Here is a 25,455-nt window from a genome sequence, read left to right as displayed (position 1 = left end):
GGCGCCTGTCACGCCCAGATGTACACCATGGGCGCCCTGCTGCGGCACGGGAGCGAGGCCCAGAAGCAGGCCTATCTGCCGAGGATCGCCAGCGGCGAACTGCGCCTGCAGGCGTTCGGGGTGACGGAGCCGACCGCGGGCACCGACACCACCCGCATCTCCACGTTCGCTCGGCGCGAGGGAGACAGCTATTTCGTCACCGGCCAGAAGCTGTGGATCAGCCGGGCCGAGCATTCCGACCTGATGGTCCTGTTGTGCCGGACCACCGCGCGGGAAGACGCCGCCAAGCCCACGGCGGGGATGAGCGTCCTGCTGGTGGACATGCGCGAGGCGGTCGGGCGCGGCCTGACCATCAACCCGGTCCGCACCATGCTGAACCACGCCACCACCGAACTGTTCTTCGACAATCTGGAAGTGCCCGTGGCCAACCTGATCGGCGAGGAAGGCAAGGGCTTTGGCTACATCCTGGACGGCATGAACGCCGAGCGGATACTGATCGCGGCCGAGTGCATCGGCGACGCCAAGTTCTTCATCGACCGGGCCCGCGCCTACGCCACCGAGCGCGAAGTGTTCGGACGGCCCATCGGCCAGAACCAGGGGGTGCAGTTCCCCATCGCCCGGGCCTACGTCCAGATGACCGCAGCCTCGCTGATGGTGGACAAGGCCGCGACGATGTTCGACGCCGACGAGCCCTGCGGGACGGAGGCCAACATGGCGAAGCTTGTCGCTTCAGAGGCCTCCTGGTTCGCCGCCGACACCTGCCTTCAGACCCACGGCGGCTTCGGCTTCGCCGAGGAGTACGACATCGAGCGAAAGTTCCGCGAGACCCGCCTCTACCAGGTGGCGCCGATCTCCACGAACCTGATCCTGAGCCATGTGGGCACCCACGTGCTCGGCATGCCGAAGTCGTTCTGATGTACGATCTGCTGAAAGGCCTGAGGGTGGTGGAGGGCTCGGCCTTCGTGGCGGGACCGACCTGTGGGCTGTACCTGGCCCAGATGGGCGCCCAGGTGATCCGGTTCGACAATATCGGCGGCGGGCCTGATTTCCGGCGCTGGCCGCTCTCCGAGGGGGGCGACAGCCTCTATTGGGAGGGGCTGAACAAGGGGAAGATGTCGGTGGCTATCGACCTGGCCCGCCCCGAGGGCCGGGAGCTGGCCCAGCGGCTGGCCGCGGCGCCGGGCGAGGATGGCGGCCTGTTCGTCACCAACTTCCCGGTGGAGGGTTTCCTCTCTTACGAAAAGCTCAGCGCCATGCGGGCCGATCTGATCTGCGTTCGGGTGATGGGTTGGGCCGACGGCTCCCAAGGCATGGACTACACGATCAATTCGGCCCTCGGCCTGCCGCTGATGACCGGGCCGGTGGGCGACGATCGGCCGGTGAACCACGTCCTGGCGGCCTGGGACCTGCTGACCGGGGCCTATTGCGCCTTCTCCCTGGTCTCGGCCCTGCTGGCGCGGATGCGCGGCCGTGGCGGGCGGGAGATCCGCGCGCCGCTGTCGGACATCGGGGCGGCGACCATGGCCAATCTGGGCTTCACCGCCGAGACCCTGCTGGCGGGCCACCAGCGGCCGCGCATGGGCAACGATATCTACGGCGCCTTCGGCCGCGACTTCACCACCAAGGACGGCCAGAAGCTGATGCTTCTGGCGATCACGCCAAAACAGTGGAGCAAGGCCCTGGAGACCCTGGGGATTGTCGCCGAGGTGGCGAAACTCGAGGCCGAGCTTGGCGTCTCCTTCGCGACCGACGAGGGCTTGAGGTTCACCCACCGCGCGCGGCTCTATCCGCTGTTCGAGCGGGCCTTCGCCGCCAGGACGGCCGCCGAGTTGACCCCGGCCTTCGACGCCGGCGGGGTCACCTGGGGCGCCTACCAAACCCTGGAGGCGGCGCTGGAAGACCCGCGTCTCTTCAGGGCCAACCCGGTGTTCCAGGACGTGCGCCACCCGAGCGGGCTGAGCTATCCGGCGCCGGGCGCCATGGCCACCATTCCCCAGGACGCCCGCGGCGACGTGCGGCCCGCGCCGAAGCTGGGCCAGCATACCGACGAGGTGCTGGCGGAACTCCTGGACATGTCCGGGATCGAGATCGCCAGGCTCCACGACGCTAAGATCATCGCCGGACCGGAGGGCTAATGAACCAGACCATCACCGTCGAGGAGACGGGGCCAGGCCTGCTGGTCGTGACCCTGTCGCGCCCCGAGGCCGCCAATTCCCTGAACACCGCCATGGGCCGCGAACTGCTGGCCCTCTGGATGCGGATCGCCGACGACGAACAGGTGCGCGCCGTGGTTCTGACCGGGGCGGGTCGCTTCTTCTGCGCGGGCGCCGACCTGAAGGAACGCGACGGCATGTCCGACGCGGCCTGGTCCGAGCAACACCGGCTTTTCGAGGACATGATCCGCGCCCAGCTGGCCTGTCCCTTCCCGGTGATCGCGGCGGTGAACGGCGCGGCCATGGGCGGCGGGGCGGAGATGGCCCTGGCCTGCGACTTCGCCTGGGCCTCGGAGACCGCGCGGATCGGTCTGCCGGAGGCGGGGCTGGGGATCATTCCGGGCCTGGGCGGCACCCAGCTGCTGACCCGGGCGGTGGGGGAGAGGCGGGCGTCGGAGCTGTTGATGTCGGGCGCGCCCATTGATTCGGCCGAGGCCCTGGCGATCGGGATCGTCAATCGGGTGTGCAGTGCGCAGGACCTTCTTCCGAAGGTTCTGGAGCGCGCGGCGCTGATCGCGTCCAAGGCGCCGCTCTCAGTGCGGGCGCTCAAGCGGGTGGTGCGGGGCGGGGCGACCCTGCCGCTTGAGGCCGCGATGGCTTTGGAGCTCGACGCCTACAACCAGCTGTTCACCACCCAGGATCGCCGCGAGGGCGTGGCCTCCTTCAATCAGAAGCGGGCGCCCGACTTCCGAGGTCTCTAGCGGGGGCGGCGAATCTGGCTGTCGCGGAGGAAGGGCGAGTGGAGGCGTTCGTAGGGCGGCGCCTCAGATCCCCTCACCAGGGCGTCGATCAACTCTGATCCATGTAGGCCACAGGGTGGGCACCCTTCCTTCATGGCCTTCCAGAGGTCGCGCGCCTCCTGCTCGATCTGTTGCTCCCGGGTCATCACATCCTCAATTCCAGGTGGAAAAGGCGCGAGGCGAGGGGCTGTTCCGAAAAAACTTCCTTTATTTTCGGTAGCTTGGCCTTAACCCGGCGGTTGTGTGGCCAAAGATGTGCACTAGGCCGCGGCAAGCTGTCCGCAGACGAAGGCGTCCTCGCCGGCGGCCAGGAGAGCCTCCAGCACCGCGGGCGCGTCGCCGGGCGCCACGATCAGGATCAGGCCTACGCCGCAGTTGAAGGTGCGGCGCAGTTCGTGGTCGGATACGCCACCCACCTGCTGCATCCAGGCGAAGACTGGGGGCAGGGGCCAGGCGTTCCAGTCGAAATTGGCCGTGAGGCCCTCGGCGATGGCGCGGGGCGGGTTCTCGATGAGGCCGCCGCCGGTGATGTGGGCGCAGCCCTTGACGAGGCCGGCCTTGATCTGCGGCAGGACGCTCTTGATGTAGATGCGGGTCGGGGCCATCAGCGCTTGCGCCAAGGTCTGACCCTCGGCGAAGGGGGCCGGGTCGGCCCAGGCCAGGCCCGAGCGCTCGACGATGCGGCGGACCAGGGAATAGCCGTTGGAATGGGGACCGCTTGACCCCAGGCCGATGATCAGGTCGCCAGCCTGCTGGTCGTCCAACCGCGGCAGCACCGCGCCACGCTCTACGGCGCCGACGGAGAAGCCGGCCAGGTCGTAGTCGCCCTCGCGGTACATGCCCGGCATTTCGGCGGTCTCACCGCCCACCAGGGCTGCGCCGGCCTGGCGGCAGCCCTCGGCGATGCCGCTGACGACGCGGGTCGCTTCCTCGACGTTGAGCTTGCCGGTGGCGAAATAGTCCAGGAACAGCAGGGGCTCGGCGCCCTGGGCCAGCAGATCGTTGACGCACATGGCCACCAGGTCGATGCCCACGGTGTCATGCATGCCGGTGTCGATGGCCACCTTCAGCTTGGTGCCGACACCATCTGTGGTGGAAACTAGCAGGGGATCGGCGTAGCCGGCCGCCTTCAGGTCGAAGAGGGCCCCGAAACCGCCGAGCGCCGCGTCCGCGCCGGGGCGCCGGGTGGCCTTGGCCAGGGGCTTGATACGCTCGATCAGGGCGGCGCCCGCATCGATGTCGACGCCGGCTTGAGCATAGGTGAGGCCGTTCGGACGGTCGGTCATGGAGAAATAGGCCTCAAGAAATTCGCCGCCGGGGTTGCAGACTCGGGCGTGCGCGGGGCTATAGCTAATTGATGACGCCGATTACAACCACCGCCGAACTGGCGGCGTACTGTGACAAAATCAAAGGCCAGCCTTTCGTCGCCGTGGACACCGAGTTCATGCGCGAGACGACCTATTGGCCCAAGCTCTGTCTGATCCAGGCCGCCGCCCCCAACGCCGAGTGCGTTATCGATCCCCTGGCCGAGGGCCTGGACCTTGAGCCGTTCCTGGAGATCCTGCGCGACGAGAGCATTGAGAAGGTGTTCCACGCCGCCCGTCAGGATGTTGAAATCTTCAATAATCTCAAGGCGATGCCCAAGCCTCTCTTCGACACCCAGGTGGCGGGGATGGCGGCCGGCTATGGCGAGCAGATCGCCTATGACGCCCTGGTGCGCCAGATGCTGAAGATCGAGTTGGACAAGTCCAGCCGCTTCACCGACTGGGCCCGACGGCCGCTTTCCGAGGCCCAACTGACCTATGCGCTGGCCGACGTCACCCACCTTGCGGCCCTCTATCCGATGCTGAAGGCGCGGCTGGAAAAAGAAGGCCGATTGGGCTGGGTGCACGACGAGATGCAGAACCTCTGCGATCCCGCGGTCTATGACGTGGAGCCGGAAAACGCCTGGAAGCGGCTCAAGCCGCGCCGGCATACCTCCAAGTATCTCGCGGTCTACAAGGCCGTCGCCGCCTGGCGCGAACGCACCGCCCAGCAGCGTGACCAGCCGCGTGGCCGCATCCTGAAGGACGAGGCCATCGACGAACTGGCGACCCAGGCGCCCACCGACGCCGCCGCCGTCGATCGCCTGCGCTCGGTGCCGAAGGGGTTCTCGGGCTCGCGGTTCGGGCCGGACCTGCTGGACGCCATCAAGGAAGCCCTCAAGGACCCCGACGCCTACGCACCGGTGATCGAGCGCAGCAAGATCGCCGCCTCGCCGGCCGCGGGCGCAGTGGTGGAGCTGCTGAAAGTGCTGCTGAAGGCGCGGGCGGAGGATTCCGGTGTGGCGTCCAAGCTGATCGCCACGGTGTCCGATCTCGAACAGATCGCGAATGATGACAACGCCAAGACGCCCGCCCTGGTGGGCTGGCGCCGCGAGGCGTTCGGCGAGGACGCCCTGAAGCTGAAGCGCGGCGAACTGGCCCTGGTGCTGGACGGCACGCGGGTGCGGGTGGTCGAGGTGCGACGCGCGCCGAAAGCGAACGCGGCCGAGTAATGCTGCGCCTTATCCTCAACATCCTGTGGTTCATGCTGGGCGGGTTCGTCGCGGGCCTGCTGTGGCTGCTGTCGGGGGTGTTGCTGGCCATCACCATCGTCGGCCTGCCCTGGGCGTTCGCGGCCTTCCGTATCGCCGGATTCAGCGCCTGGCCCTTCGGGCGCCAGGTCGTGTCGCGGGACCTGCACACCGGCCGCGAGGATCTGGGCACCGGTCCGCTGGGCTTTGTGATGAACGTGGTCTGGTTCATCCTGGGGGGCTGGTATCTGGCGCTGAGCCACCTGGTCATGGCCTTTGGCCTGGCGGTCACCATCATCGGCATCCCCTTCGCCCTGCAGCACGTGAAACTGGCCCTGATCTCACTGGCCCCGGTCGGCAAGCAGGTCGTCGAGGTCTGACCCCCTCACAAAGCGGTGGATCGTTCGCGCGCCTTAGGGCGACGCGGGTTGCGAGCCGTCGTCCACCCGTCACGCACCGTTTGTGCACCGCTGCCCCACCGGTGGCGGCCAAACGGCGCTTGCGGGTTTGGCGTGATGGGCGGACCCTCATGAGGCCGAGAGGGACTGCGGCGCGGGGGGGCCGGGAAACCGGGTCACCAGGCGAGCAGGAGGTTCCAGGCAAGGGGCTGCCGGGGCGACCTGTCAGCAACCAGCCCGGGGGACACCGGTCGAAGGCGAAGCGGCGCAGGGCGACCTGCAAACCGACGCGGCGACCGACCTTGGAAGCGCAGCTCCCGCAAGGGATCTGGATGAGAGGGCGGCATGTCGGGCGACCGACGTGTCGCCCTCTTGCTATGGACTATGCCGCGGCGCTCACGTGGGTCTCGATGAAGGCGGCCGCGAGTTCCAGGGACTGCCGGGCCTCTGCACTCTCGGTGCGTTCCCACACGTGGGTCTGGCCGCGCCACACCCTCAGGGTCAGTTCGCCGCCCGTGGCCTCGACGGCGTCGGCCAGGCGTTTGGCGTCATCAAAGACGATGTCAGTCTGGCTGGCGTGCACCAGGATTGGCGGCAGGCCCGAGAGGTCGCCGAAGATCGGCGAGGCCACCGGATCGGTGGCGGGGCGGCCCTGCAGGTAGAGGCGGCTCATCACGCCAAGCGAGGCCATGCTGTAGGGCGTGGACCCCGCCAGCGAGGCCGCCGTCACCGACCAGCTCTGCAGCGACAGGTCCACCCAGGGCGAGAACAGCAGCACCCCTTCCGGCAGACGACCGCCCTTGTCGCGAACCTGGCACAGGGCCGCCAGCAGGATCGCCGCGCCGGAGGATTCCGCCACCGCGATCAGCGGTTCATCAGGATAGGTCACCGCCAGCCAGTGCCAGGCGGCCACGACGTCCTCGATGGCGGCGGGACACGGATGCTCCGGCGCCAGGCGGTAGTCGGGGGAGAACACCCTGGCGCCGGCCGCGGCGGCCAGCTTGGCGATCATCCGAGTGACCCGGGGGCTCTTCTCGCAGACGAAGGATCCGCCATGCACGTAGAAGACGAAGCCCCGGTCCTCTCCCTTGGAGGGCCGGAACCAGGTCGCCGCGATGGGGGCGGGTGAGGGCGGTGAAGGCGGTCCGCTCCAGGCCTCGGCCTCGACCCGGGCCAGCAGGCCGACCGGCCGGTCATGGCGCAGATAGGCGCGGCGCAGGCGCTCGACCGACCGCCGCAGGCGCTCGCCGCCGTCCTCCACAAGGTGAACCTCACGGGCTATGCCGCGGTCGAAGGCCCATTGAAAGAAGCGGTTCTTGATCGTCTGGGCGGCTGAAGACCACGGCTTGGCGCCGCCGCGACTCGCCACGACTTCCGTACGCACGCGTCCCACGCGGGACTGTTCAAACAACGCCACCGATGCCATTAGCTTCAGTATGGCGGACAAGGATCGGCTGAGACAACTTGTTATCGGCGACGGCGCGGTCGCGGCCTACAGCAAGATCTATCCGGACGCCGCCGACCGTCTGCTTCTGGCGCTGGATGGCGACGATCCGATCATGCTGGCCCTAAGCGAAAGCGTGCTCGACGCGCAGGACCTGCGGCAGGCGGCGGTCACCCGGGTGCTGGCCGATGAGTTCGGGCTCACCACCGCCGAAGCCGCCGTGAGCGCCATGCTCTGCACCGGCGCCAACCTGCGCGATATCGCCGCCGCACGGGGCGCGGCGGTCGCCACGGTCCGCAACCAGGTCAAGAGCGTGATGGCCAAGGTCCGGGTGCGGCGGCAGTCGGAGCTGGTGGCGCGGCTGCTGGCCTACCTCTAGAGCATGTCAGGCGCAAGTGGGCACCGGTTCGCCGCCCGGACATGCTCTAGATTCAAGAAGATAGACCCTTTTGATCCGATCAGGTTGATTCAACCTGATCCGGAAAGGGTCTAGAGGCCCACCTCGCTGGGCGAGGCTTCGTTGATCAGCGTCTCCCCGGCCAGGAAGCGTTGCAGATTGTCGACAAACAGCTGGTCGCCCCGCGCCGCCGTGCCCTGGCCCGAGTTGGAGGTATGGGCGCTGATCCGCACATTGGGGTGGTCCCACATCCAGCTTTCGGCGGGCAGGGGCTCCACCTGGAAGACGTCCAGCACCGCATGGCCAGGCTTGCCGGCGTCGAGGCCGCGCTTGAGGGCGTCCTCGTCCACCAGGCCGCCGCGGCCGATATTGATCAGGATCGCCCCGGGTTTCATGGCGCCGAAGAAGGCGTCGTCGGCCATGTCGCGGGTGTCGTCGTTCAGGGCGCAGGCCAGGACCACGACATCACTCTGCGGCAGCACTTGGGGCAGGCCGGCCATGGCGATGGTGGCGTCGGCCAGCTCCGCCGGCTTGTCGCTATGGCGCACGATCGTCAGGTGGACGCCGAAGGCCTTGGCGCGCTTGGCGATCTCCGTGCCGATGGCGCCCGCCCCCACCAGGGTCCAGCGGGTCTGGCTGATCTCCCGATAGGGCGTCGACTTCCATTCCTTCTTCGCCTGCAGGTCGCGCTGAGCGGCGATCGGCGCGATGAGGGCGAGGGCATGGGCAAGCACATATTCGGCGATGGCCACGGCCTGGGCGTTGCTCTTGGATAGCCGCACGCCCTTGGCCATCACCGACTTGAAGATCGGCGCGTCGATGCCGGCGTTGAAGGTCTGCATCCATTGGGTCTTCGACCCCTTGAGAATGCGGCTCATGAGGGTTGGCAGCAGGCCGCCGCCATAGGCGTCCAGGGTGGTCCAGACGATCTCCGGATCGACCTCCTCAGCGGTGATATCCTGGCCGTTGCGCTGGAAGCGTTCGGGCCCAGTCACGGTGACGATGTCCAAGTCGCCCACAAAGCGGGAGATCCGGGCCTTCACGCGCTCATAGGCGGTGGCGGAGAGCAGGAGCTGCATCGGTCAGGCCATTTCGAGTTTGAGTTTCAGCGCCTGGGCCAGGGTGGCGGCGCGCTTGGCGGTTTGTTCGCCCAGCAGCATGTCGCGCCAGTCGGGCTCGGCCCCCAGGGTGAGGCGTCCCTCGCTGATCACCAGGGTGGCGTGGGGGAGCAGGGTGGCGTTGCGGCCGGAGAGGTCGCAGCCCAGGCGGACGGCGGCGCCCAGGGCGCGCGCCCTCTGTCGGCGTTCGGGTGAGAGGACCTTGGCGACGGTCTCGGGCTCGGGTGTGACCGGCGCGCTGGAGTGACGGGCGAAGGCGACGCAGGCGAGGAAGGCGCGCTCGGCATGGGTCATGCCGGCGATGGGGGCCCGCAGGACCTGGTCGAAGGCCAGATCGGCCCGGTGGTCCGGGTGCAGGCGCGCGCCGAGGTCCGCCAGCCGGCAGGCCGCCGCGGTGAGGACAGAGTCGCGGTCGCCGAACACCGGCGGCAGGGTGGCGAAGGCCCGCGTCAGCCAGGTCTCCAACGCCAGGCCCAGGTCCTGGGAAAGGCCGCGGACGGCGGTCAGGGCCTCGCAGCCTTCGATCAGCGGGTCGCGGGCGCGTTCCTCCGGGGACATGGCCTCCAGCAGCAGGCCTTCGCGCAGGCCATAGGCCGAGATCACGACCTTCTCGACTCCCAGGCGCTCGATCAGGGCGTCCAGAACCAGGGCCGAATAGGGCAGGGTGTCGAAGCGCTTCTTCGACAGGCCCTGGATACGTTCGAGCGAACCGCGGGACTGTCGGCTGACGAAGCGAGCCACGTCCTGAGCGTCCGCGCGGGTCATCTCATACTGGTGGGCGACGCGCAGGGGGTAGTCGGCCATGATCATGTGCAGCAGGGCAAGGTTGCGCCAGGCGCCGCCTACGGCCTGGAACTGCGCGGTGGCGAAGCGCTCCCCCATGGGCGCCAGGGCCGCGTCGATCCGCTTGCGGGTCTTGTCCACGTCCAGGGGCATTGGCGCGCCGAGGGAGAAGGGGCCCAGGGGCAGGGTGACGCCGTCGCCGGACCGTCCGTCCTGCAGGCGGATCAGTTCCAGGCTGGACCCACCCAGGTCGCCCACCACGCCCTTGGCGTCGGGTTGGCCGGCGATGACGCCAAGGGCGGCGTAACGCGCCTCCTGTTCGCCGGTCAGGATGCGGACATGCAGGCCCGTCTCTTGCTGAACCCGATCCAGGAAATCCCTGCCATCGACGGCGTCGCGGGCGGCGGCCGTTGCCACCACCATGATTTCCGAGGCAGGCAGTCCGTCCAGCACGGCGCGGAAGCGGCGCATGGCGGCGATGGCGGTCTCGATGCCGTCCGGTGACAGGCGGCCCGTGGTCGGCAGGTCGCGGCCAAGGCCGGCCAGGGCTTTTTCGTTGAAGATGGTCCAGATCGCCCGGCCTTCCAGCCGGTAGATGACGAGACGTACGGAGTTGGAGCCCAGGTCGATGACGGCGGCCTGGCGACCGGGTGAACTATCCGTGCGTGGCCACATGATCGATCGCGCGCGGCATGTCCTTAACCTTCTGTCCCCGGCCAGACAGGCTGGGATTGGTCATGAAATACTCGTGCGCGGAGAAGGCGCCCGGGTGGTCCCACGAAGGATCGCGGGTATAGCGGCCCTCAGCGTCCAGCGTCCAGCTCTGCGCCTCGTCTTTCAGGTTGGCGACCATGATCTGCTGCAGGACCTGCTGGTGCACCGTGGGATTCTCCACCGGGGTCAGGCACTCCACCCTGCGGTCCAGGTTACGCGGCATCCAGTCGGCCGAGGAAATGAACACCCGGGTCTCCGCCGAGGGCATGGCCGCGCCATTGGCGAAGGCTACGATGCGGGAGTGCTCCAGGAAGCGGCCGACGATGGATTTGACCCGGATATTCTCCGACAGGCCCGGCACGCCGGGGCGCAGGCAGCAGATGCCGCGGATCACCAGCTCGATGGCGACCCCGGCCTGGCTGGCCTCATAGAGCGCGTCGATCAGCACCGGGTCGACGATGGAGTTCAGCTTGCACCAGATGCCGGAGGGCTTGCCGGCCCGGGCGTTCTCGACCTCCCGGCCGATCAGGGTCAGCAGGTCGGTCTTCATGGTGATCGGTGAGAAGGACAGCTTCTCCAGCCGGTCAGGGGTGGCGTAGCCGGTGATGTAGTTGAACAGCCGGGCGCTGTCGCGGGCCAGGGCCGGGTCGGTGGTGAACAGCGACAGGTCGGTATAGATGCGCGCCGTGATCGGGTGGTAGTTGCCGGTCCCGAAGTGGCAGTAGGTGCGCAGGGTGTCGCCCTCCTTGCGAACCACAATCGAGAGCTTGGCGTGGGTCTTGTACTCCACGAAGCCGAAAACGACGTGGACCCCGGCGCGCTCGAGGTCGCGCGCCCACTTCAGGTTGGCCTCTTCGTCGAAGCGAGCCTTGATTTCCACCAGGGCGGTGACGTTCTTTCCGTTCTCGGCGGCCTCGATCAGGGCGGCCACGATGGGGCTGTCGGACGAGGTCCGGTAAAGGGTCTGCTTGATCGCCAGGACATTGGGGTCGCGGGCGGCCTGGCGCAGGAACTGCACCACCACATCGAAGCTCTCGAAGGGGTGGTGGACCAGGATATCCTTCTCGCGAATGGCCGCGAAGCAGTCCCCGGCATGGTCACGGATCCGCTCGGGGAAGCGGGGCTCGAAGGCCTTGAACTTCAGGTCCGGGCGATCAGGCGGGATCAACTGGGAAAGTTCGTCGAGGCCCAGCAGGCCATCGACCATCAGGATGTCGTCGTCACGGGCGTGCAGGTTGCTGACGATGAAGGCCCGCAGCTCCTCGGGCATGGCCTGCTCGATCTCGACCCGGACCACCGAGCCCAGGCGGCGCTGCTTCAGGCGCGCCTCGAACTCCCGCATCAGGTCCTCGGCCTCTTCCTCGATCTCGATGTCGCTGTCGCGGATCAGGCGGAAGACGCCCTGGGCCTCGATCTCGCAGTCGGGGAACAGATGGTCGAGGAACAGCGAGACCATGTTCTCCAGCGAGATGAACCGCCGCTCGGGCTTGCGCCGACGCGACGGCGTCGCCGGGAGGGCCCAGAACCGCGCCACCTGGGCCGGGATCGGCACAAGAGCGTAGAGTAGTCGGCCGTCCGACTGGCGCCGCAGCTTCAGGGCCAGGGAGAAGGCCAGGTTCGGAATGAACGGGAAGGGGTGCGCGGGGTCGATGGCCAGCGGGGTCAAGACCGGGAACAGGCGGCTGGCGAACGTGTCCTTCAGCGCTTCCTTTTCGGCGGCGGTCACCTCCTGCGGACCCACGACATGCAGCCCCTCGCCGGTCAGCTCGACGCAGAGTTCGCGCCAACGGGTCTGCTGGCCGCCCATCAGGTCGGCGGCCTCGGAATTGACCCGTTCAAGCTGCTCGGCGGGGGTCAGGCCGTCCTGGCTGACCACCCGCACACCTTCGCGGACCTGGGCCTTTAGGCCGGCCACGCGGACCATGTAGAATTCGTCGAGGTTGTTGGCCGAGATCGACAGGAAGCGTAGGCGCTCCAGCAGGGGGTGCCGTGTGTTCTGGCTCTCGCCCAGCACGCGCTTGTTGAAGGCCAGCCAGGAGAGCTCGCGGTTGAAGAACCGGCTTTGCGACTTTAGCAATTCGGCGTCCAGGCTGAGCGGTTCGCGCCCGATTTCGACACCGTCGGATCGCACGGGCGCGGCATAGGTCATCGGTGGACATTCCCGAGGCTGGAGATCGAGCCTCTTCTGACCCAACCGTCTTGAGGCATCAAGTTATCCGTCGAAAAGATCAAGATTGTCCGTATCCTCTTCAAGAATCTGTCGCGCCAGCGCGCGTGATATGGGCCGCTGTTCCTCGTCGGCGGCCTCATCCAGCTTCTTGACGATCTCGCGGGCCGCGGGGATCGACCTCTCCATCCGCCGCAGCAGATAGGGGAAAACCTCCTTCGGCGGACGAATGCTCCGTTCTCGGAAAAATTTTCTCAACACGCCTTCCAGAACCTGGTCGTCCGGCTCTTCGATCAGGGCGACGGGCAGAGCGTTCAGACGCGAGCGCAGGTCGGGGAGCTCGGCAGGCCAGGCGGCGGGGGCCAGGCGCGCGGTGAGCAGCAGGCTGCCGCCGTCGTGGCCGGCCATGTTGATGAGGTGGAACAGGGTCTCGGCGTCCATGCCCTGGTCGACATCCTCCACCAGGACCGGACGCCCATTGGCCGCGGCGATGTCGGTGGCCTCGCGGTCCAAGACCAGAGACCGAGCCTGGGCGGCCCAGCCCTGGGCCAGGTGGGTCTTGCCGCTGCCCGGCGCGCCCACGAGCACCAGGCAGCCGCCGTGCCATGCCGGCCAGGCGTCCAGGGCTGCGATCGCCTGCGCATTGGAAGGACCCTGGCTGAACTCGCGGCGCGCGTAGGTCACGGGTCGCCTGAGGCTCAGGCGCAGCTGTCGCACTATGCGTCTCTCGGGGCGGTGTCGGTCACCGGCCGACCTTACCCGCCGCCCCGCACGGGGTCGATGTGGACAGCTCGCGCAACTGGGGATGAACCGTGGCGTTGCCGAGGGTGGCGCCTGTGGGTAGGCTCACCCTCAGGGTGTGCTGGGGGCTATCGTGAAGTTGAAGATCTTTGTCGCTGCTCTCGCCCTCGCACTCACCACGGCGGGCTCGGCGTTCGCCCAATCCTGGGTCGCTGTGACCAAGGATCAGGAGGTCGGCCTGTACGAGATCGACATGGGGTCGATCACCGCCAATGGCGGCTTCACCCAGTCCTTCATGCGCCAGGTGGCCCAAAAGCCGTTGAAGGACGCCGTCAGCGGCAAGCGCTATGTCAATTTGGTGATCCAGCGGCTGGACGATTGCCGGGGCCGGACGTTCGCCTTCGTCTCCTACGCCTATGGGGATCAAAAGGGCCAAGTGGTGTCGTCGCAGATCGTGCCCCGGGCGGAATGGCGGTTCACGGCCGCGCCGCCTGGCAGCATCGGTGCTGTGCTTCAGGAGAAAGTCTGCGCCGTGGTGGCGCAGCGCGCGGCCCTGAAACCCAGCCTCGACACCGCCCCGACCACCAAGACCAATTGGTTGCCCACCGCCTACAACGCGAAGAGCCAGACCCGGTACTATGTCCGGCAGGACAGCGTTGTGGGCCTGGGCGACGGGATGGTGGCTGCGATCCTTCGCGCCGACAGCGCCACGCCCATCAAGTTGCCGGACGGGTCACTGAGCACCACAGGCTTCATCGGCCAGATCTTCGCCTGTGAGGCCAAACAGGTCACCACGGTTTCCGTGGACAGCTACGACTCCGTGGGCGCCCTGGTGGCGGTCTATCAGCCGCCGTCAGACAAGATGGAGGTGCAGTCATATCTCGGCGGCTCGGTCACCGAGGAAATCGCCAAGTACGTCTGCGATGAGAAGAACATCGTGGCGATGCAGGAGGAAGGCGGCAGCGCCGTCGGGACGGGCTGGCTGGGGCCCAAGGGCTACATCATCACAGCCCACCATGTGATCGAGGGCGCGACCCTTCTGGAACTGGCCCGGGACGGGAAGGTGTTCGGGCGCGCCGAACTGGTGGTGTCCGATCCCGCAAACGACATCGCCATCCTACGCCCCCTCAAGCCGCTGCCGACCCGGACCTCCATCGGATTCAGCACGGCGCCGGCCCAGCTGGGCGAGCGGGTCTTCACCCTGGGCTACCCGTCGCCTGACACCCTGGGCATGAGCCTGAAGATGACCTCTGGCGAGGTGAGCGCCATGGCCGGCAACGACGTCTCCACTGGCAGGCGGGACGACGCCCGGTTCCTGCAGGTGTCCATGCCCATCCACTCCGGCAACAGCGGCGGCCCTGTGATCGATGGTCAGGGCCGGGCGGTGGGGATCGTGATCTCCAAGATGACCAAGGCCAGCGATGACGAGATCGCCCAGAACGTGAACTACGCCCTGAAGATCGGATATGTGCGCAACCTGCTGGCGGAACTGCCGACGGTCAGCACCCCGATCCCAGCCACGCCGCGGGCTTCGATCAGCGGGCTGGTGAACGAGCTTCAGGGGTCAGTTTTCCTGGTCATCGCCTCCAGCGGTGACGCGGCGGCCACGCGGGAATAGTCCAGTCGGGGCGGATGCGGCGCCGCGAGACGGGCAGCTAGACCAGCTACGCCCCCCTCGGCCCCATCGTCAGCTACCTGACCCAGGTTCCCGACGAGGACGTCGGCAGGGTGGTGAGCCAGAGGCTCGGCAGCGGCGCCCCGAGCCGCACCTGGGCACGGTCAACACCACGACCGTCATCCCGGCGAGCTTCCGGCCAGGCCGCCGGCGGACCAACCAGTTCACGATATCCGCGAGTTCTCAGCGTCGGACTCGCCTTCCCCGGGGGGCCATGAGCCAGCAGATCAGACCGGCTCGCCGACCCGGTCGCGGGCGGACATCAGGCGCCAGCCCTCGGGACGCAAAAGCTCTATGGGGGAGAAGCGGACCTTGTAGTCCATCTTCTCCGAGCCCCGCACCCAGTAGCCGAGATACACATAGGGCATGTCGGTGAGTCCGGCCTGGACCACGTGGTCCAGGATCACGAAGGAGCCGAGACTACGGCGGGTCACGGTAGGGTCGTAGAAACTGTAGACCAGGGAGAGGCCGTCGCTCATCAGGTCCACGAGGGCGCAGGCGATCAGATCGCCGGGGCCGCCGTCTCTGGAGCGCAGGCGGTACTCAATGATGTGGGTGCGGACCGCGGTGTCCTCGACCATGGCCACGTAGTCGGGCCAGGTCATCTCGGCCATGCCGCCGTCGGCGTGCCGGGTATGCAGATAGCGACGCAGCAGGTCGAACTGCTCCATGGTGGCCTCGGCCTCCACCAGGTGGCGCTCGATGTCCTCGTTGCGGGCGAGCGTCTTGCGTTCCGAACGCGAGAACACGTAGTCCACCGCGGGGATGCGGGCCGAGACGCAGGCCGAGCAGGACTCGCAGGCCGGGCGATAGGCGATGTTCTGGGAGCGGCGGAAGCCCACCTGGGTCAGGGAGTCGTTGACCGTGGCGCCGTCCGACAGCGGCAGGTGGGCGAATACCTTCCGCTCATGACGCTCCGGCAGATAGGGGCAGGGACTCGGCGCTGTCAGGAAGAACCTGAGCTGTCGGGTCGGAAAATGTTGCGTCACGGACTTGCGATCGCTCTCGAACCACTGCGCCTGACCCGATTAGGCGTCATGCCGGTGGGTTGCGCAAGTGTTCCGAGAGTCACAGCCTAGAACCCATTATTCGGCGGCAATACTGGGGCTTCGCGCAGCAGAACGATGGCGATCCGCCGATTGCCAGGCAGGGTTGGATCATCGGGATACAGCGGTTCGGAATTGGCCTTGCCCGCCACCTGATAGACCCGGTCGGGATCAACGCCGGTGGTCTGCAGAACGCGGCGCGAGGCGTCGGCGCGGGCCGAGGACAGGGCCCAGTCAGTGTCAGCCTTGCGGCCGTTCATGCTGGCCGAGGTGTGGCCGGAGATGCTGATCCGGTTGGGCAGTTGGTTGACGATCTTGCCCACGGCGCGCAGCAGCAGCTTCGCCCGGTCGTTGGGTTGAACCTGACCTTCGTTGAACAGGGAGCGGCCCTCCTGGTCGACGAGCTGGATGCGCAGACCCTCGGGGGTCTGGTCGATGATGATGTTCTTCGACAGCTCGGCGAGCTCAGGCATGTCCTGCAAGGACTGGCGCAGGGACTGCGCCGCCGACTGGAAGGCGGATTCCTCGCGCTTCTCCAGCGCCTCCTTCATGGCTTCGCTGGAGGCCTCGGCGTCGATCGCCTTGGCCGCGTCGGAGGCTTTGCCGTCGTCAGGATTCTTGGATTCCGGCGACATCTCCTCAATGATCGCCATCGAGCCCGCGCCCTTAGCCCCGTCTTCGCCCAGCGCGGTGCCGGCCAGGATGCCTCCGGAGCCGGAGGTGGTTTCTGAAACGCTGGCGGGGGCGAAATAGTCGGCGATGCCGCGCTTCTGCTCCGGGCTGGTGGTGTTGATCAGCCACATCAGCAGGAAGAAGGCCATCATCGCGGTTACGAAATCGGCGTAGGCGACCTTCCACGCGCCGCCATGGTGTCCATGGCCGCCGCCCTTCTTGATTTTCTTGATCAGGATAGGGGCTTCGCCGACAGCCATGATTCAAATCCGGTTAACGCTGATTCCAGCGCACGGTGCGGTGAGGCTCGTTAAGATGGGGTTGAGTTTGTGCAGAAGGGTCGAGGCATGAGGGTCGCGTTCGTAGGCTTGGGAGTCATGGGCTTCCCGATGGCGGGACACCTGGCCAAGGCCGGCCACGAGGTCGCGGTGTTCAACCGTAGCCCGGAGAAGGCGGAGCGCTGGGCTCAGACCCACGGCGGCCGCGCCGGAACGACCGTCGCCGAGGCGACCCGCGACGCTGAGATCGCTTTCCTGTGCGTCGGGAATGACGACGACGTCCGCGGCGTCGTGTCTCAGGCCCTGCCGGCGATGGCCGCGGGCGGGATCATCGTCGACCACACCACCACCTCGGCGAAGGTGGCCCGCGAGATGTCGGATCTCGCGGCGCGGGACGGCCGGTTCTTCGTGGATGCGCCGGTGTCGGGGGGGCAGGCAGGCGCGGAGAACGGCCAGCTCACCGTCATGTGCGGCGGCGATCGCGCGGCCTATGCCCGGGCCGAGCCGGTGATCATGACCTTCGCCAAGGCCGTGCGGCTGATGGGCGAGGCCGGCGCCGGCCAGCTCACCAAGATGGTCAACCAGATCGCCATCGCCGGCCTTGTCCAGGGCCTGGCCGAGGGCATGCACTTCGCCAAACGCGCAGGGCTTGACCCGCTGGAGGTCTACGAGGCGATCTCCAAGGGCGCGGCCCAGTCCTGGCAGATGGACAACCGCTGGAGGACCATGGCCGAGGGCAAGTTCGATTTCGGATTCGCAGTGGACTGGATGCGCAAAGACCTAGGCCTGGTGCTGGACGAGGCGGCGTCGAACGGCGCGACCCTTGAGGGCACGGCCCTGATCGACGGCTTCTACCGCGAGGTCCAGGCGATGGGTGGCCGCCGCTGGGACACCTCAAGCCTCGTCGCGCGGCTTGAAAAGCCGTGACCGCGATACGGCCCGCCGTCCTGCCGCGGGACGTGGAGAGGATCGCAGCGATCGACACGGCCGTGCAGAGCACCAGTGTCCTGGCGGCGAACGCCGGACCGGAGGGGATCGTCCTGCGCTCAGTTCCGCAGACCGTGACCAAGGTCTTTCCCCTGGAGCACCTGGAGGAACCTGATCGCCCCTGGGACGTCGCCTGGGTGGCCACCGACGGGTCGCAGATCATCGGGTTCGCCGCCGTGGGCTTCCAGGCCTGGAACCAGCGGCTGGTGCTCTGGCACTTCTATGTGGACGCTGGCCGGCGCGGCCAGGGCTTCGGCCGGCGGCTGATGGAGGCGGTGCTGGACCACGCGCGATCCCTGGGCGCGCGTCATGTCTGGTTGGAGACCAGCAACCAGAATCAGCCAGGTGTCGCGGCATATCAGGCCCTGGGCTTCTCCCTGACTGGCCTGGACCTCACCCTCTATGACGCCACCCCCTCGGAGGGGGAGTTTGCTCTGTTCTTCAGCCGCGCCGTCTAGGTGCAGTCGGGCGTACGTGAAGGGAAAAGCGCCGGTGCGGGGAGGATCGCGATGTCGGTGATGGTGCTGGAGACCGAGCGGCTGTTCCTGCGCCACCTGACGCCCGACGACGACGGCTTTATCCTCGAGCTGCTGAACGAGCCGGGGTTCCTGGAGAATATCGGGGACCGGCAGGTGCGCGACCTTGAGGGCGCCCGGCGCTATGTGGCCGATGGACCGGCGGTCAGCTATGCCCGGCACGGCTTTGGCCTATGGTGGGTGGGATTGAAGGCCTCGGCCGAGCCGGTCGGTATCTGCGGCCTGATCAAGCGCGAGATGCTCGACCACCCCGACATCGGCTACGCCTTCCTGGCGCGGTTCTCAGGCCAGGGTTTCGCCTCGGAGGCCGGCGCCGCGGTGCTGGCCTATGGCCGCAGCGTGCTCGGCCTGGGCCGGATCGTGGCCATCACCAAGCCGGACAACGACGGGTCGATCCGGGTGCTGGAGAAGATCGGCCTGACGTTTGATGGGATGGTCAACCTGCCCGACCACGGCGGAGAGAGCTGCTACTTCGTCTCCGACGCTTAGTCGGGCGCCGGAGCCATCGGCCCGTCTTCGCTAGCGCGCCGCCCAGCCAGACGGTTCGCCGCCCGCGATTTCCACCGCCTTGGTCTTCTTGTCCATGGCGCAGGCGTACTTCACGGAGACCCCGCCCTGAGCCTTGCCGGTGAGGATGGCCATACCGAAATTCTGGCTGCCAAACGCCGAAACCGCCACGGTCCAGGTCTTCACGCCAGAGTCCTTGGTGGCCGCCGCCTTGCAGCGGGTGGCGACCTCCTTCTGGAACTCCATCCAGGCGTCGTCGGAACTGGCGGCGGCGGAGCCGGCGAACGACAGGACCAGTGAGGCGCCAATGACGGCGGCGCGGACGAGGGACTTGGACATGGTCGTCTCCATCAGGGTTCTAAGCCTAGGACAGTAACCGCGGCAGCACCTGGGTTTCCAGTAGGGGAGCGAGGCGCACCGCCGGCGGCGCGGCGGGGTCGATCCACAGCAGTTCGGCGATCTCGGCCCGGGCGGCGACCTCGCCGCGGATCGTCGCGTGATAGATCGCGCCCTCCACCTGGGTGCCGGGCTCGTTGGCGGCCAACGCGCTGAAGACGCCGAGCGGGCGGCTTTCGACCAGGACGCATCCCAGTTCCTCGGCGAGTTCGCGCGCGAGGGCTGCGGCGTCGTCCTCGCCCGGATCGCGCTTGCCGCCCGGCAGCATGAAGGCGGTCGTGTCGGCCTTGCGCACCGTCAGCAGCCGCCCGTCTGAGTCGCGGATCACGGCCGCGACGATGCGGATCGGCGGCTGGGTCACGCGCCCATCAGACGGGCGGCGGTTGGGGCGAAATAGCTGATCACGCCGGCGGCCCCCGCGCGCTTGAAGGCGCCGAGGCTTTCCAGGATGGCGCGTTCCTCGTCCAGCCAGCCGTTCTGGGTGGCGGCCTTGATCATCGCGTACTCACCCGAGACCTGGAAGGCGAAGGTGGGCATGGCGAAGGTCTCCACCACGCGCTGCACGATATCCAGATAGGGCATGCCCGGCTTGACCATGACCATGTCGGCGCCCTCGGCGATGTCGAGGGCTACCTCGCGCAGGGCCTCGTCGGAGTTGGCGAAGTCCATCTGGTAGGTCTTCTTGTCGCCCGGGTTGTCCACCGAGCCGGTTCCGAGCTTCCCGGACCCGATCGCCTCGCGGTAAGGACCATAGAAGGCGGAGGCGTATTTGGCGGCATAGGACATGATCATAACATCCTGAAGTCCCGCACTTTCCAGGGCCTGCCTTAAGGCCCCGCAACGGCCGTCCATCATGTCGGAGGGCGCGAGGATGTCAGCTCCCGCCTCGGCCTGCATGATCCCCTGGCGGACCAGGGTCTCGATGGTGGGATCGTTGAGGATGCGGCCGTTCTCGATCAGGCCGTCATGGCCGTGGTCGGTGAAGGGATCCAGCGCCACGTCGCACATGATCCCGACCTCGGGGGCGGCGTCCTTCATGGCCTTGACCGCCGTGGCCACAAGCCCGTTGGGGTCGTGGGCCAGGCTGCCGGTGGCGTCCTTTTTGCCGCCGTCGATGTGGGGGAAGACCGCGATGGCCGGGATGCCGAGCCTGCGGGCCTCCACCGCGGCCTTGGCGCAGTCCTTCACCGAGAGGCGGAACACACCGGGCATGGAGGCCACCGGAACCTCGCCCTCGCCCTCGTGCACCACCATCGACCAGATCAGGTCGGCCGGGGTCAGCACGCTTTCGCGGACCAGTCGGCGGACCCAGTCGGCCTGGCGCAGACGGCGCAGGCGCAGGGCGGGATAGGCGGCGAGATGGGCGTTTTTCATGGGCCGCTATCTAGGCCGGGTGGGAGGTCAGGCCAATCCCCCGCGCCGAGACCAGGCGGATAAAGCCGATGGCGGGGGCCGCGATTAGCCACAGCCCGGCCAGCAGCGACAGCACGACGGCCGCCACCAGGAGGCTGACGATCCGCCCGTCGAGAACCATGCGGGACAGATCGATATTGATGGTGGAAAAGCCGTCCCAACCGTTGACCCGGGTGAACTCCAACAGTTCACCGACCCCGCTAATGAGCGCCCCAAGTCCGCACGCCCCGGCGGCCATGGTCAGGCCAAAGGCCACCCAGAAGATTCTGATCTGGAAATCGTGATGCGAGCGGATGGCCACCGGCGCTTCGTCCCGTTGCGAATAGGCGATGATCACCGCGATGAGGGCCGGGATGCCGGCGAAGAAAATCGACGCGAACAGCAGGCCATAGTTCACCAGGGCGAGGTTTCGCGCCGCCTCTGGCCCTCGCCCCATCAATTGATCCGTCATCGTCCGACTCCCCGCGCGTCGTTGACAGGTTGCGCCTACGGAGCGAGTTCCTCAAGCTAACCGCTTCCGAGGCCGCCAAGATCATGGATTTCACGCTCAACGAAGACCAGCGCGCCATTGAGGACGCCGCCCGTGTCTTCGCGGCCGAGGAGCTGGCTCCCAACTCGGCCCGCTGGGACGAAGACAAGCACTTTCCGGTCGATGTTCTGCGCAAGGCGGCGGGTCTCGGCTTCGCGGGCCTCTATGTCCAGGAGGACGTCGGCGGCTCGGCCCTAACGCGGCTGGACGCCTCGATCGTCTTCGAGCAGCTGAGCTATGGCGATGTGCCGACCGCGGCCTTCGTGTCGATCCACAACATGGTCTCGTGGATGATCGACCAGTTCGGGTCCGACGACCTGCGCCAGCGATACCTGCCGCGCCTGACCAGCATGGAGCTGATCGCCTCCTACTGCCTGACAGAGCCGGGGTCGGGGTCGGACGCCGCGGCGCTGGCGACCACGGCGAGGAGGGACGGCGACAGCTACGTGCTGACGGGCTCGAAAGCCTTCATCTCGGGCGCCGGGACCTCTGACCTGTATCTGGTGATGGCCCGTACCGGGGCGGCGGGCGCCAAGGGGGTTTCGGCCTTCGTGGTGGAGAAGAACCAGCCGGGCGTCTCGTTCGGGGCCCAGGAGCGCAAGATGGGCTGGAACGCCCAGCCCACGGCTCAGGTGAACCTCGACGAGGTCCGCGTCTCGGAAGCCAACCGCCTGGGCGGGGAGGGGGAGGGCTTCCGCTTCGCCATGGCCGGGCTAGACGGCGGACGCATCAATATCGCCTCCTGCTCGCTGGGCGGGGCGCAGCTCGCCCTGGATACCGCAAGGGAATACCTGCTGAGCCGCAGGCAGTTCGGCCAGGCCCTGGCCGAGTTCCAAGCCCTGCAGTTCCGGCTGGCGGACATGGCCACGGAGCTGGACGCCGCCCGCCTGATGGTGCGCCGGGCCGCCGCGGCGCTGGACGCCCGCGACCCCAAGGCCACCCAGTACTGCGCAATGGCCAAGAGGTTCGCCACCGACACCGGTTTCGAGGTCGCCAACCAGGCCCTGCAACTGCATGGTGGCTACGGCTACCTGAAGGATTATCGCCTGGAACAGATCGTGCGCGACCTGCGGGTCCACCAGATCCTGGAAGGCACGAACGAAATCATGCGGGTGATCATCGCCCGGGAGCTGCTGCGCCAATGAGTGATGACGAAGTTCTGGTCCGCATGGAGGGCTGCGTCGGCCGCCTGACCCTGAACCGGCCTCAGGCGCTGCACGCCCTGACCACCCGGATGTGCGAAATCCTCACCGACGCCCTGCTGGCCTGGAAGGATGATCCGGCCGTAGCCCTGGTGCTGCTGGACCATGCCGGCGAGCGCGGCTTCTGTGCTGGCGGCGACATTCGCATGCTGGCCGAAAGTGGCGCGGCGGACGGGAAGGCGGCCCGGGAGTTCTTCTTCAAGGAGTACCGGCTCAACCACCTGCTGTTCGACTACGCCAAGCCAGTGGTGGCGATCATGGACGGCGTGACCATGGGCGGCGGCGTCGGTCTGGCCGCCCCCTCTCAGTACCGGGTGGCCACCGAGCGGACCACCTTCGCCATGCCCGAGACCGGGATCGGCCTGTTCCCCGACGTCGGCGGCGGCTGGTTCCTATCGCGAATGCCCGGCCACATCGGCCTCTGGCTGGCGCTCACCGGCGCGCGTCTGAAGGCCGCCGACTGCGAACTGGTGGGGATCGCCACTGACTACATCCCGAGCGATCAGATCGAGGCTTTCAAGCGCGCCCTGATCGCCGACCCCGCCGCCGTCGAGACCCTGCTGACGGAGTTCGAAGGCGACGCGGGCCGGCCCCGCCTGGCCGAGCATCAGGACGAAATCGCGCGCATCTTCGGATTGGCCAGCGTCGAGGCCATCGTCGAGGCGTTGCAGCACGCCGACACCGACTGGTCCGACGACCAGCTCAAGGCCCTGGCGTCGAAGTCTCCCCAGACCCTGAAGGTGGCCTTCCGGCAACTGGCGCTGGGCCGCAAGGCCGCGAGCTTCGCCGAGAACATGGAGATGGAATATCGTATTGGGTCCCGCGTGGTGCGGCGTCACGACTTCATCGAGGGCGTCCGCGCCGTCATCGTCGAGAAGGACCAGGCGCCCAAGTGGAGCCCCGCCACCCTGGAGGGAGTCACCGAGGCCATGCTGGACGATATCTTCGCCCCCCTGCCTACCGATGAGGCCTGGTCCCCCCTACCTTCACTGTAACGAGACGCGTCGGGGCGCCGAATGGCGTTCCGAAAGACAACGAAACTTGGGAGAGAGAACCGATGACACGCAATCTGTTGCTGGCCGCCGTCGCGGTCCTGGCGCTTTCCGCCGGCGCCGCCCAGGCCGCGCCTTCTAGCGAGGTCGCCGCCGCGGTGGCCGACAAGGCCCGCCCCGAAGCCGACACCAAGCGCGACGCTGACCGCAAGCCCGCCGAGATGCTGGAGTTCGCCGGGGTGAAGGCCGGCCAGACCGTGGCCGACTTCCTGCCCGGCGGCGGCTATTTCACCCGCATCTTCTCAAAGGCCGTCGGCCCCAAGGGCGCGGTCTATGCGGTGATCAACGCGCCGCCGCCGAATCCGGCGCCCGACGCCAAGCCCAACCCCATCCTCGCGGTGGCCGCTGATCCCGCCTACGGGAACATCAAGGTGGTGCAGGCGAGCTTCCAGACCCTAGCCCTGCCGACCCAGGCCGACGTGATCTGGACCGCGCAAAACTATCACGACCTGCACCTGGCCCGCTTCAACCTGGACGTGGCGGCTGTGAACAAGGCGGTCTACGCGGCCCTGAAGCCGGGCGGCGTCTATGTCGTGCTTGACCACGCCGCGGCCACGGGCGCGCCCCTGGACACCGCCGACAAGCTGCACCGTATCGATCCGGCGATCGTGAAAAGCGAACTGGCGGCGGCGGGCTTTGTCTACGAAGGTGAGAGCACCCTGCTGCGCAACACCACCGACGACCACACCAAGGGCGTCTTCGACCCGAGCCTGCGCGGTCACACCGACCAGTTCATCTACAAGTTCCGCAAGCCCAAGTAAGGGAGCGTCGCCCATGACGCGGATCGCGTTCATCGGTCTGGGGAACATGGGCGGCGGCATGGCCGCCAACCAGGCGAAGGCGGGCCACGAGGTGGCGGCCTTCGACCTGTCGGCCCAGGCGCTGGAGAAGGCCGTGGCGGCGGGTTGCCGCGCGGCGGGTTCAGCGGCGGAGGCGGTCGCCGACGCGGAGGTGGTGATCACCATGCTGCCGGCCGGACCGCACGTCCGGGCGGTCTATGCGAACGAGGTGCTGACCAAGGCGCCCAAGAGAGCCCTGCTGATCGACTGCTCCACCATCGATGTGGAAAGCGCGCGAGCCGTGGCGGCCGACGCCAAGGCCCACGGCTTCCGGTTCGCTGATGCGCCGGTCTCCGGCGGCACGGCGGCGGCGGAGGGGGGCACGCTCGCCTTCATGGTGGGCTGCGACGAGGCCGACTTCGCCGGGGTGGAGGGCGCGCTAGGTCCCATGGCCCGCGCCGTGATCCGTGCCGGCGACCACGGGGCGGGACAGGCAGCCAAGATCTGCAACAACATGGTGCTAGGCATCTCGATGATCGGGGTCTGCGAGGCCTTCGCCCTGGCGGAGAAACTGGGTCTGGACCCTGACCGGTTCTTCGAGATCGCAACTAAGTCGTCGGGTCAGTGCTGGTCGCTGTCCAGCTACAGTCCCTGGCCGGGCCAGGTGCCGGCCGCCCCGTCGAATCGCGACTACGAGGGCGGTTTCGCCACCGCGATGATGCTGAAAGATCTGAAGCTGGCCCAGGAGGCCGCGGCCAAGTCAGGCGCCGCCGCGCCGATGGGGGCCCAGGCTGAGGGGATGTACGCCCTGTTCGATCGCCTGGGGGGCGGCGCCAAGGATTTCAGCGCGATCCTTCAACTCTTCCGGGGCAATCTGCCCTGAGCCGGGTTACCGCCGTTCACGAACTCTGAGCGCACGCTCACGAAATGTGCGGTCTTGTGACATGACGGATTGTAGACAACGGGGTCGGGTGGCGCGATAAGCCCGGCGAAGCTAAGGGGACCGGCTGGGGCGCGAGATCGTCGAGCGCGCGGCCGGAATTCAAGTCGATGGATTACAAGTCCGCGTTCAGCACCGCTCTTGAGCAGATTCATGCCGAGGGTCGTTACCGGG

27 protein-coding genes are annotated in these 25,455 nt (G+C 67.5%); 14 read left to right on the top strand and 13 right to left on the bottom strand.

Annotated features, from left to right (window positions below):
* From RMO97_RS01375 to RMO97_RS01365, 3 genes are all read left to right on the top strand, one after another.
* Positions 1 to 915: acyl-CoA dehydrogenase family protein (locus RMO97_RS01375; RefSeq protein ID WP_310538767.1), on the top strand; the 915-nt coding region annotated here is incomplete at its 5' end.
* Positions 915 to 2,135: a CoA transferase gene (locus RMO97_RS01370; protein WP_310538766.1), complete on the top strand. Its 1,221-nt coding sequence runs from the start codon at positions 915 to 917 to the stop codon at positions 2,133 to 2,135. The genes RMO97_RS01375 and RMO97_RS01370, both read left to right, overlap by 1 nt.
* The gene (locus RMO97_RS01365; protein ID WP_310538765.1) at positions 2,135 to 2,914 is read left to right on the top strand and encodes an enoyl-CoA hydratase-related protein; all 780 of its coding nucleotides are present in this window, start codon (positions 2,135 to 2,137) and stop codon (positions 2,912 to 2,914) included. Before RMO97_RS01370 ends, RMO97_RS01365 begins: the two co-directional genes overlap by 1 nt.
* On the opposite strand, the gene RMO97_RS01360 is transcribed toward RMO97_RS01365, so the two are convergent.
* A complete protein-coding gene (locus RMO97_RS01360) occupies positions 2,911 to 3,099 on the bottom strand; it encodes a hypothetical protein (protein WP_310538764.1) in 189 nt (62 codons plus the stop codon). The two genes, RMO97_RS01365 and RMO97_RS01360, sit on opposite strands and share 4 nt — an antisense overlap.
* A 114-nt stretch (positions 3,100 to 3,213) precedes the next feature.
* Positions 3,214 to 4,239: a phosphoribosylformylglycinamidine cyclo-ligase gene (purM, locus tag RMO97_RS01355; RefSeq protein WP_310538763.1), complete on the bottom strand. Its 1,026-nt coding sequence runs from the start codon at positions 4,237 to 4,239 to the stop codon at positions 3,214 to 3,216.
* A 71-nt stretch (positions 4,240 to 4,310) separates the two neighbouring features.
* Between purM and rnd the strand changes: the two genes are divergently transcribed.
* Positions 4,311 to 5,489, top strand: a complete 1,179-nt coding sequence (rnd, locus tag RMO97_RS01350) for a ribonuclease D (RefSeq protein ID WP_304783332.1) — start codon at positions 4,311 to 4,313, stop codon at positions 5,487 to 5,489.
* Positions 5,489 to 5,887 (top strand): YccF domain-containing protein, encoded by a 399-nt coding sequence (locus RMO97_RS01345; RefSeq protein WP_310538762.1) that lies wholly within the window; start codon positions 5,489 to 5,491, stop codon positions 5,885 to 5,887. The genes rnd and RMO97_RS01345 overlap by 1 nt, the downstream gene beginning before the upstream one ends.
* A 400-nt stretch (positions 5,888 to 6,287) precedes the next feature.
* On the opposite strand, the gene RMO97_RS01340 is transcribed toward RMO97_RS01345, so the two are convergent.
* Positions 6,288 to 7,274: an alpha/beta hydrolase fold domain-containing protein gene (locus tag RMO97_RS01340; protein ID WP_310538761.1), complete on the bottom strand. Its 987-nt coding sequence runs from the start codon at positions 7,272 to 7,274 to the stop codon at positions 6,288 to 6,290.
* A 67-nt stretch (positions 7,275 to 7,341) separates the two neighbouring features.
* On the opposite strand from RMO97_RS01340, the gene RMO97_RS01335 reads away from it, so the two are divergent.
* Entirely contained in the window at positions 7,342 to 7,728 is a 387-nt protein-coding gene (locus tag RMO97_RS01335) for a helix-turn-helix transcriptional regulator (RefSeq protein ID WP_310538760.1), read from the top strand.
* 110 nt (positions 7,729 to 7,838) lie between these two features.
* Here the strand turns inward: RMO97_RS01335 and RMO97_RS01330 are convergent, their stop codons facing one another.
* The 4 genes from RMO97_RS01330 to RMO97_RS01315 form a co-directional block, all read right to left on the bottom strand.
* Positions 7,839 to 8,825, bottom strand: a complete 987-nt coding sequence (locus tag RMO97_RS01330) for an NAD(P)-dependent oxidoreductase (protein ID WP_310538759.1) — start codon at positions 8,823 to 8,825, stop codon at positions 7,839 to 7,841.
* 3 nt (positions 8,826 to 8,828) lie between these two features.
* The gene (locus RMO97_RS01325) at positions 8,829 to 10,322 is read right to left on the bottom strand and encodes a Ppx/GppA phosphatase family protein (protein ID WP_310538758.1); all 1,494 of its coding nucleotides are present in this window, start codon (positions 10,320 to 10,322) and stop codon (positions 8,829 to 8,831) included.
* Positions 10,303 to 12,510, bottom strand: coding sequence for an RNA degradosome polyphosphate kinase (locus tag RMO97_RS01320; RefSeq protein ID WP_310538757.1), 2,208 nt, complete (start codon positions 12,508 to 12,510; stop codon positions 10,303 to 10,305). Before RMO97_RS01320 ends, RMO97_RS01325 begins: the two co-directional genes overlap by 20 nt.
* Positions 12,511 to 12,573: 63 nt before the next feature.
* Entirely contained in the window at positions 12,574 to 13,212 is a 639-nt protein-coding gene (locus tag RMO97_RS01315) for a chromosomal replication initiator DnaA (RefSeq protein WP_310538756.1), read from the bottom strand.
* A 190-nt stretch (positions 13,213 to 13,402) separates the two neighbouring features.
* Here RMO97_RS01315 and RMO97_RS01310 point away from each other — a divergent pair, with 190 nt between their 5' ends.
* Complete coding sequence (locus tag RMO97_RS01310) at positions 13,403 to 14,887, top strand: serine protease (RefSeq protein WP_310538755.1); 1,485 nt, start codon at positions 13,403 to 13,405, stop codon at positions 14,885 to 14,887.
* 284 nt (positions 14,888 to 15,171) lie between these two features.
* Here RMO97_RS01310 and RMO97_RS01305 read toward each other — a convergent pair whose 3' ends face one another.
* On the bottom strand, positions 15,172 to 15,933 hold the full coding sequence (locus RMO97_RS01305; RefSeq protein WP_310538754.1) for an arginyltransferase: 762 nt from the start codon (positions 15,931 to 15,933) through the stop codon (positions 15,172 to 15,174).
* 86 nt (positions 15,934 to 16,019) lie between these two features.
* On the bottom strand, positions 16,020 to 16,922 hold the full coding sequence (locus RMO97_RS01300) for a flagellar motor protein MotB (protein WP_310538753.1): 903 nt from the start codon (positions 16,920 to 16,922) through the stop codon (positions 16,020 to 16,022).
* An 87-nt stretch (positions 16,923 to 17,009) separates the two neighbouring features.
* On the opposite strand from RMO97_RS01300, the gene RMO97_RS01295 reads away from it, so the two are divergent.
* Genes RMO97_RS01295 through RMO97_RS01285 form a run of 3 tightly spaced genes read left to right on the top strand, consistent with a single transcriptional unit; the run spans position 17,010 to position 18,952 of the window.
* Entirely contained in the window at positions 17,010 to 17,867 is an 858-nt protein-coding gene (locus RMO97_RS01295) for an NAD(P)-dependent oxidoreductase (protein WP_310538752.1), read from the top strand.
* Entirely contained in the window at positions 17,864 to 18,385 is a 522-nt protein-coding gene (locus RMO97_RS01290; protein ID WP_310538751.1) for a GNAT family N-acetyltransferase, read from the top strand. The genes RMO97_RS01295 and RMO97_RS01290 overlap by 4 nt, the downstream gene beginning before the upstream one ends.
* 51 nt (positions 18,386 to 18,436) lie before the next feature.
* On the top strand, positions 18,437 to 18,952 hold the full coding sequence (locus RMO97_RS01285; protein WP_310538750.1) for a GNAT family N-acetyltransferase: 516 nt from the start codon (positions 18,437 to 18,439) through the stop codon (positions 18,950 to 18,952).
* Positions 18,953 to 18,982: 30 nt separating this feature from the next.
* Here RMO97_RS01285 and RMO97_RS01280 read toward each other — a convergent pair whose 3' ends face one another.
* From RMO97_RS01280 to RMO97_RS01265, 4 genes are read right to left on the bottom strand one after another with little or no spacing between them, the layout of a single operon-like run.
* Positions 18,983 to 19,309: a hypothetical protein gene (locus RMO97_RS01280; RefSeq protein ID WP_310538749.1), complete on the bottom strand. Its 327-nt coding sequence runs from the start codon at positions 19,307 to 19,309 to the stop codon at positions 18,983 to 18,985.
* A 25-nt stretch (positions 19,310 to 19,334) separates the two neighbouring features.
* Positions 19,335 to 19,727, bottom strand: coding sequence for an NUDIX domain-containing protein (locus tag RMO97_RS01275; protein ID WP_310538748.1), 393 nt, complete (start codon positions 19,725 to 19,727; stop codon positions 19,335 to 19,337).
* Complete coding sequence (gene hemB, locus RMO97_RS01270; RefSeq protein WP_310538747.1) at positions 19,724 to 20,740, bottom strand: porphobilinogen synthase; 1,017 nt, start codon at positions 20,738 to 20,740, stop codon at positions 19,724 to 19,726. The genes RMO97_RS01275 and hemB overlap by 4 nt, the downstream gene beginning before the upstream one ends.
* A gap of 10 nt (positions 20,741 to 20,750) precedes the next feature.
* Complete coding sequence (locus RMO97_RS01265; protein ID WP_304783282.1) at positions 20,751 to 21,230, bottom strand: hypothetical protein; 480 nt, start codon at positions 21,228 to 21,230, stop codon at positions 20,751 to 20,753.
* An 83-nt stretch (positions 21,231 to 21,313) separates the two neighbouring features.
* On the opposite strand from RMO97_RS01265, the gene RMO97_RS01260 reads away from it, so the two are divergent.
* From RMO97_RS01260 to mmsB, 4 genes are all read left to right on the top strand, one after another.
* Positions 21,314 to 22,453, top strand: coding sequence for an acyl-CoA dehydrogenase family protein (locus RMO97_RS01260; protein WP_310538746.1), 1,140 nt, complete (start codon positions 21,314 to 21,316; stop codon positions 22,451 to 22,453).
* Positions 22,450 to 23,505: an enoyl-CoA hydratase/isomerase family protein gene (locus RMO97_RS01255; protein WP_310538745.1), complete on the top strand. Its 1,056-nt coding sequence runs from the start codon at positions 22,450 to 22,452 to the stop codon at positions 23,503 to 23,505. The genes RMO97_RS01260 and RMO97_RS01255 overlap by 4 nt, the downstream gene beginning before the upstream one ends.
* Before the next feature lie 62 nt (positions 23,506 to 23,567).
* Positions 23,568 to 24,323 (top strand): methyltransferase, encoded by a 756-nt coding sequence (locus tag RMO97_RS01250; RefSeq protein WP_310538744.1) that lies wholly within the window; start codon positions 23,568 to 23,570, stop codon positions 24,321 to 24,323.
* 13 nt (positions 24,324 to 24,336) lie between these two features.
* Complete coding sequence (mmsB, locus tag RMO97_RS01245) at positions 24,337 to 25,224, top strand: 3-hydroxyisobutyrate dehydrogenase (RefSeq protein WP_310538743.1); 888 nt, start codon at positions 24,337 to 24,339, stop codon at positions 25,222 to 25,224.
* The last annotated feature ends 231 nt before the right edge of the window (positions 25,225 to 25,455 follow it).

This window comes from Phenylobacterium sp. (genome assembly GCF_031425575.1).
GTDB lineage: Bacteria > Pseudomonadota > Alphaproteobacteria > Caulobacterales > Caulobacteraceae > Phenylobacterium.
Note: the sequence above shows the minus strand (reverse complement) of the source record. Positions and strands in the feature narration are given on the sequence as shown.

Excerpts from the sequence above, each read along its gene's own strand:
- RMO97_RS01335 (WP_310538760.1), top strand. The coding sequence starts at position 7,342 with ATGGCGGACAAGGATCGGCTGAGACAACTTGTTATCGGCGACGGCGCG.
- purM (WP_310538763.1), bottom strand. The coding sequence starts at position 4,239 with ATGACCGACCGTCCGAACGGCCTCACCTATGCTCAAGCCGGCGTCGAC.
- RMO97_RS01320 (WP_310538757.1), bottom strand. The coding sequence starts at position 12,510 with ATGACCTATGCCGCGCCCGTGCGATCCGACGGTGTCGAAATCGGGCGC.
- RMO97_RS01360 (WP_310538764.1), bottom strand. The coding sequence starts at position 3,099 with ATGACCCGGGAGCAACAGATCGAGCAGGAGGCGCGCGACCTCTGGAAG.
- RMO97_RS01365 (WP_310538765.1), top strand. The coding sequence starts at position 2,135 with ATGAACCAGACCATCACCGTCGAGGAGACGGGGCCAGGCCTGCTGGTC.
- RMO97_RS01255 (WP_310538745.1), top strand. The coding sequence starts at position 22,450 with ATGAGTGATGACGAAGTTCTGGTCCGCATGGAGGGCTGCGTCGGCCGC.
- RMO97_RS01285 (WP_310538750.1), top strand. The coding sequence starts at position 18,437 with ATGTCGGTGATGGTGCTGGAGACCGAGCGGCTGTTCCTGCGCCACCTG.
- RMO97_RS01260 (WP_310538746.1), top strand. The coding sequence starts at position 21,314 with ATGGATTTCACGCTCAACGAAGACCAGCGCGCCATTGAGGACGCCGCC.
- RMO97_RS01295 (WP_310538752.1), top strand. The coding sequence starts at position 17,010 with ATGAGGGTCGCGTTCGTAGGCTTGGGAGTCATGGGCTTCCCGATGGCG.
- RMO97_RS01370 (WP_310538766.1), top strand. The coding sequence starts at position 915 with ATGTACGATCTGCTGAAAGGCCTGAGGGTGGTGGAGGGCTCGGCCTTC.
- RMO97_RS01280 (WP_310538749.1), bottom strand. The coding sequence starts at position 19,309 with ATGTCCAAGTCCCTCGTCCGCGCCGCCGTCATTGGCGCCTCACTGGTC.
- mmsB (WP_310538743.1), top strand. The coding sequence starts at position 24,337 with ATGACGCGGATCGCGTTCATCGGTCTGGGGAACATGGGCGGCGGCATG.
- RMO97_RS01345 (WP_310538762.1), top strand. The coding sequence starts at position 5,489 with ATGCTGCGCCTTATCCTCAACATCCTGTGGTTCATGCTGGGCGGGTTC.
- RMO97_RS01330 (WP_310538759.1), bottom strand. The coding sequence starts at position 8,825 with ATGCAGCTCCTGCTCTCCGCCACCGCCTATGAGCGCGTGAAGGCCCGG.
- RMO97_RS01325 (WP_310538758.1), bottom strand. The coding sequence starts at position 10,322 with ATGTGGCCACGCACGGATAGTTCACCCGGTCGCCAGGCCGCCGTCATC.
- hemB (WP_310538747.1), bottom strand. The coding sequence starts at position 20,740 with ATGAAAAACGCCCATCTCGCCGCCTATCCCGCCCTGCGCCTGCGCCGT.
- RMO97_RS01300 (WP_310538753.1), bottom strand. The coding sequence starts at position 16,922 with ATGGCTGTCGGCGAAGCCCCTATCCTGATCAAGAAAATCAAGAAGGGC.
- rnd (WP_304783332.1), top strand. The coding sequence starts at position 4,311 with ATGACGCCGATTACAACCACCGCCGAACTGGCGGCGTACTGTGACAAA.
- RMO97_RS01250 (WP_310538744.1), top strand. The coding sequence starts at position 23,568 with ATGACACGCAATCTGTTGCTGGCCGCCGTCGCGGTCCTGGCGCTTTCC.
- RMO97_RS01265 (WP_304783282.1), bottom strand. The coding sequence starts at position 21,230 with ATGACGGATCAATTGATGGGGCGAGGGCCAGAGGCGGCGCGAAACCTC.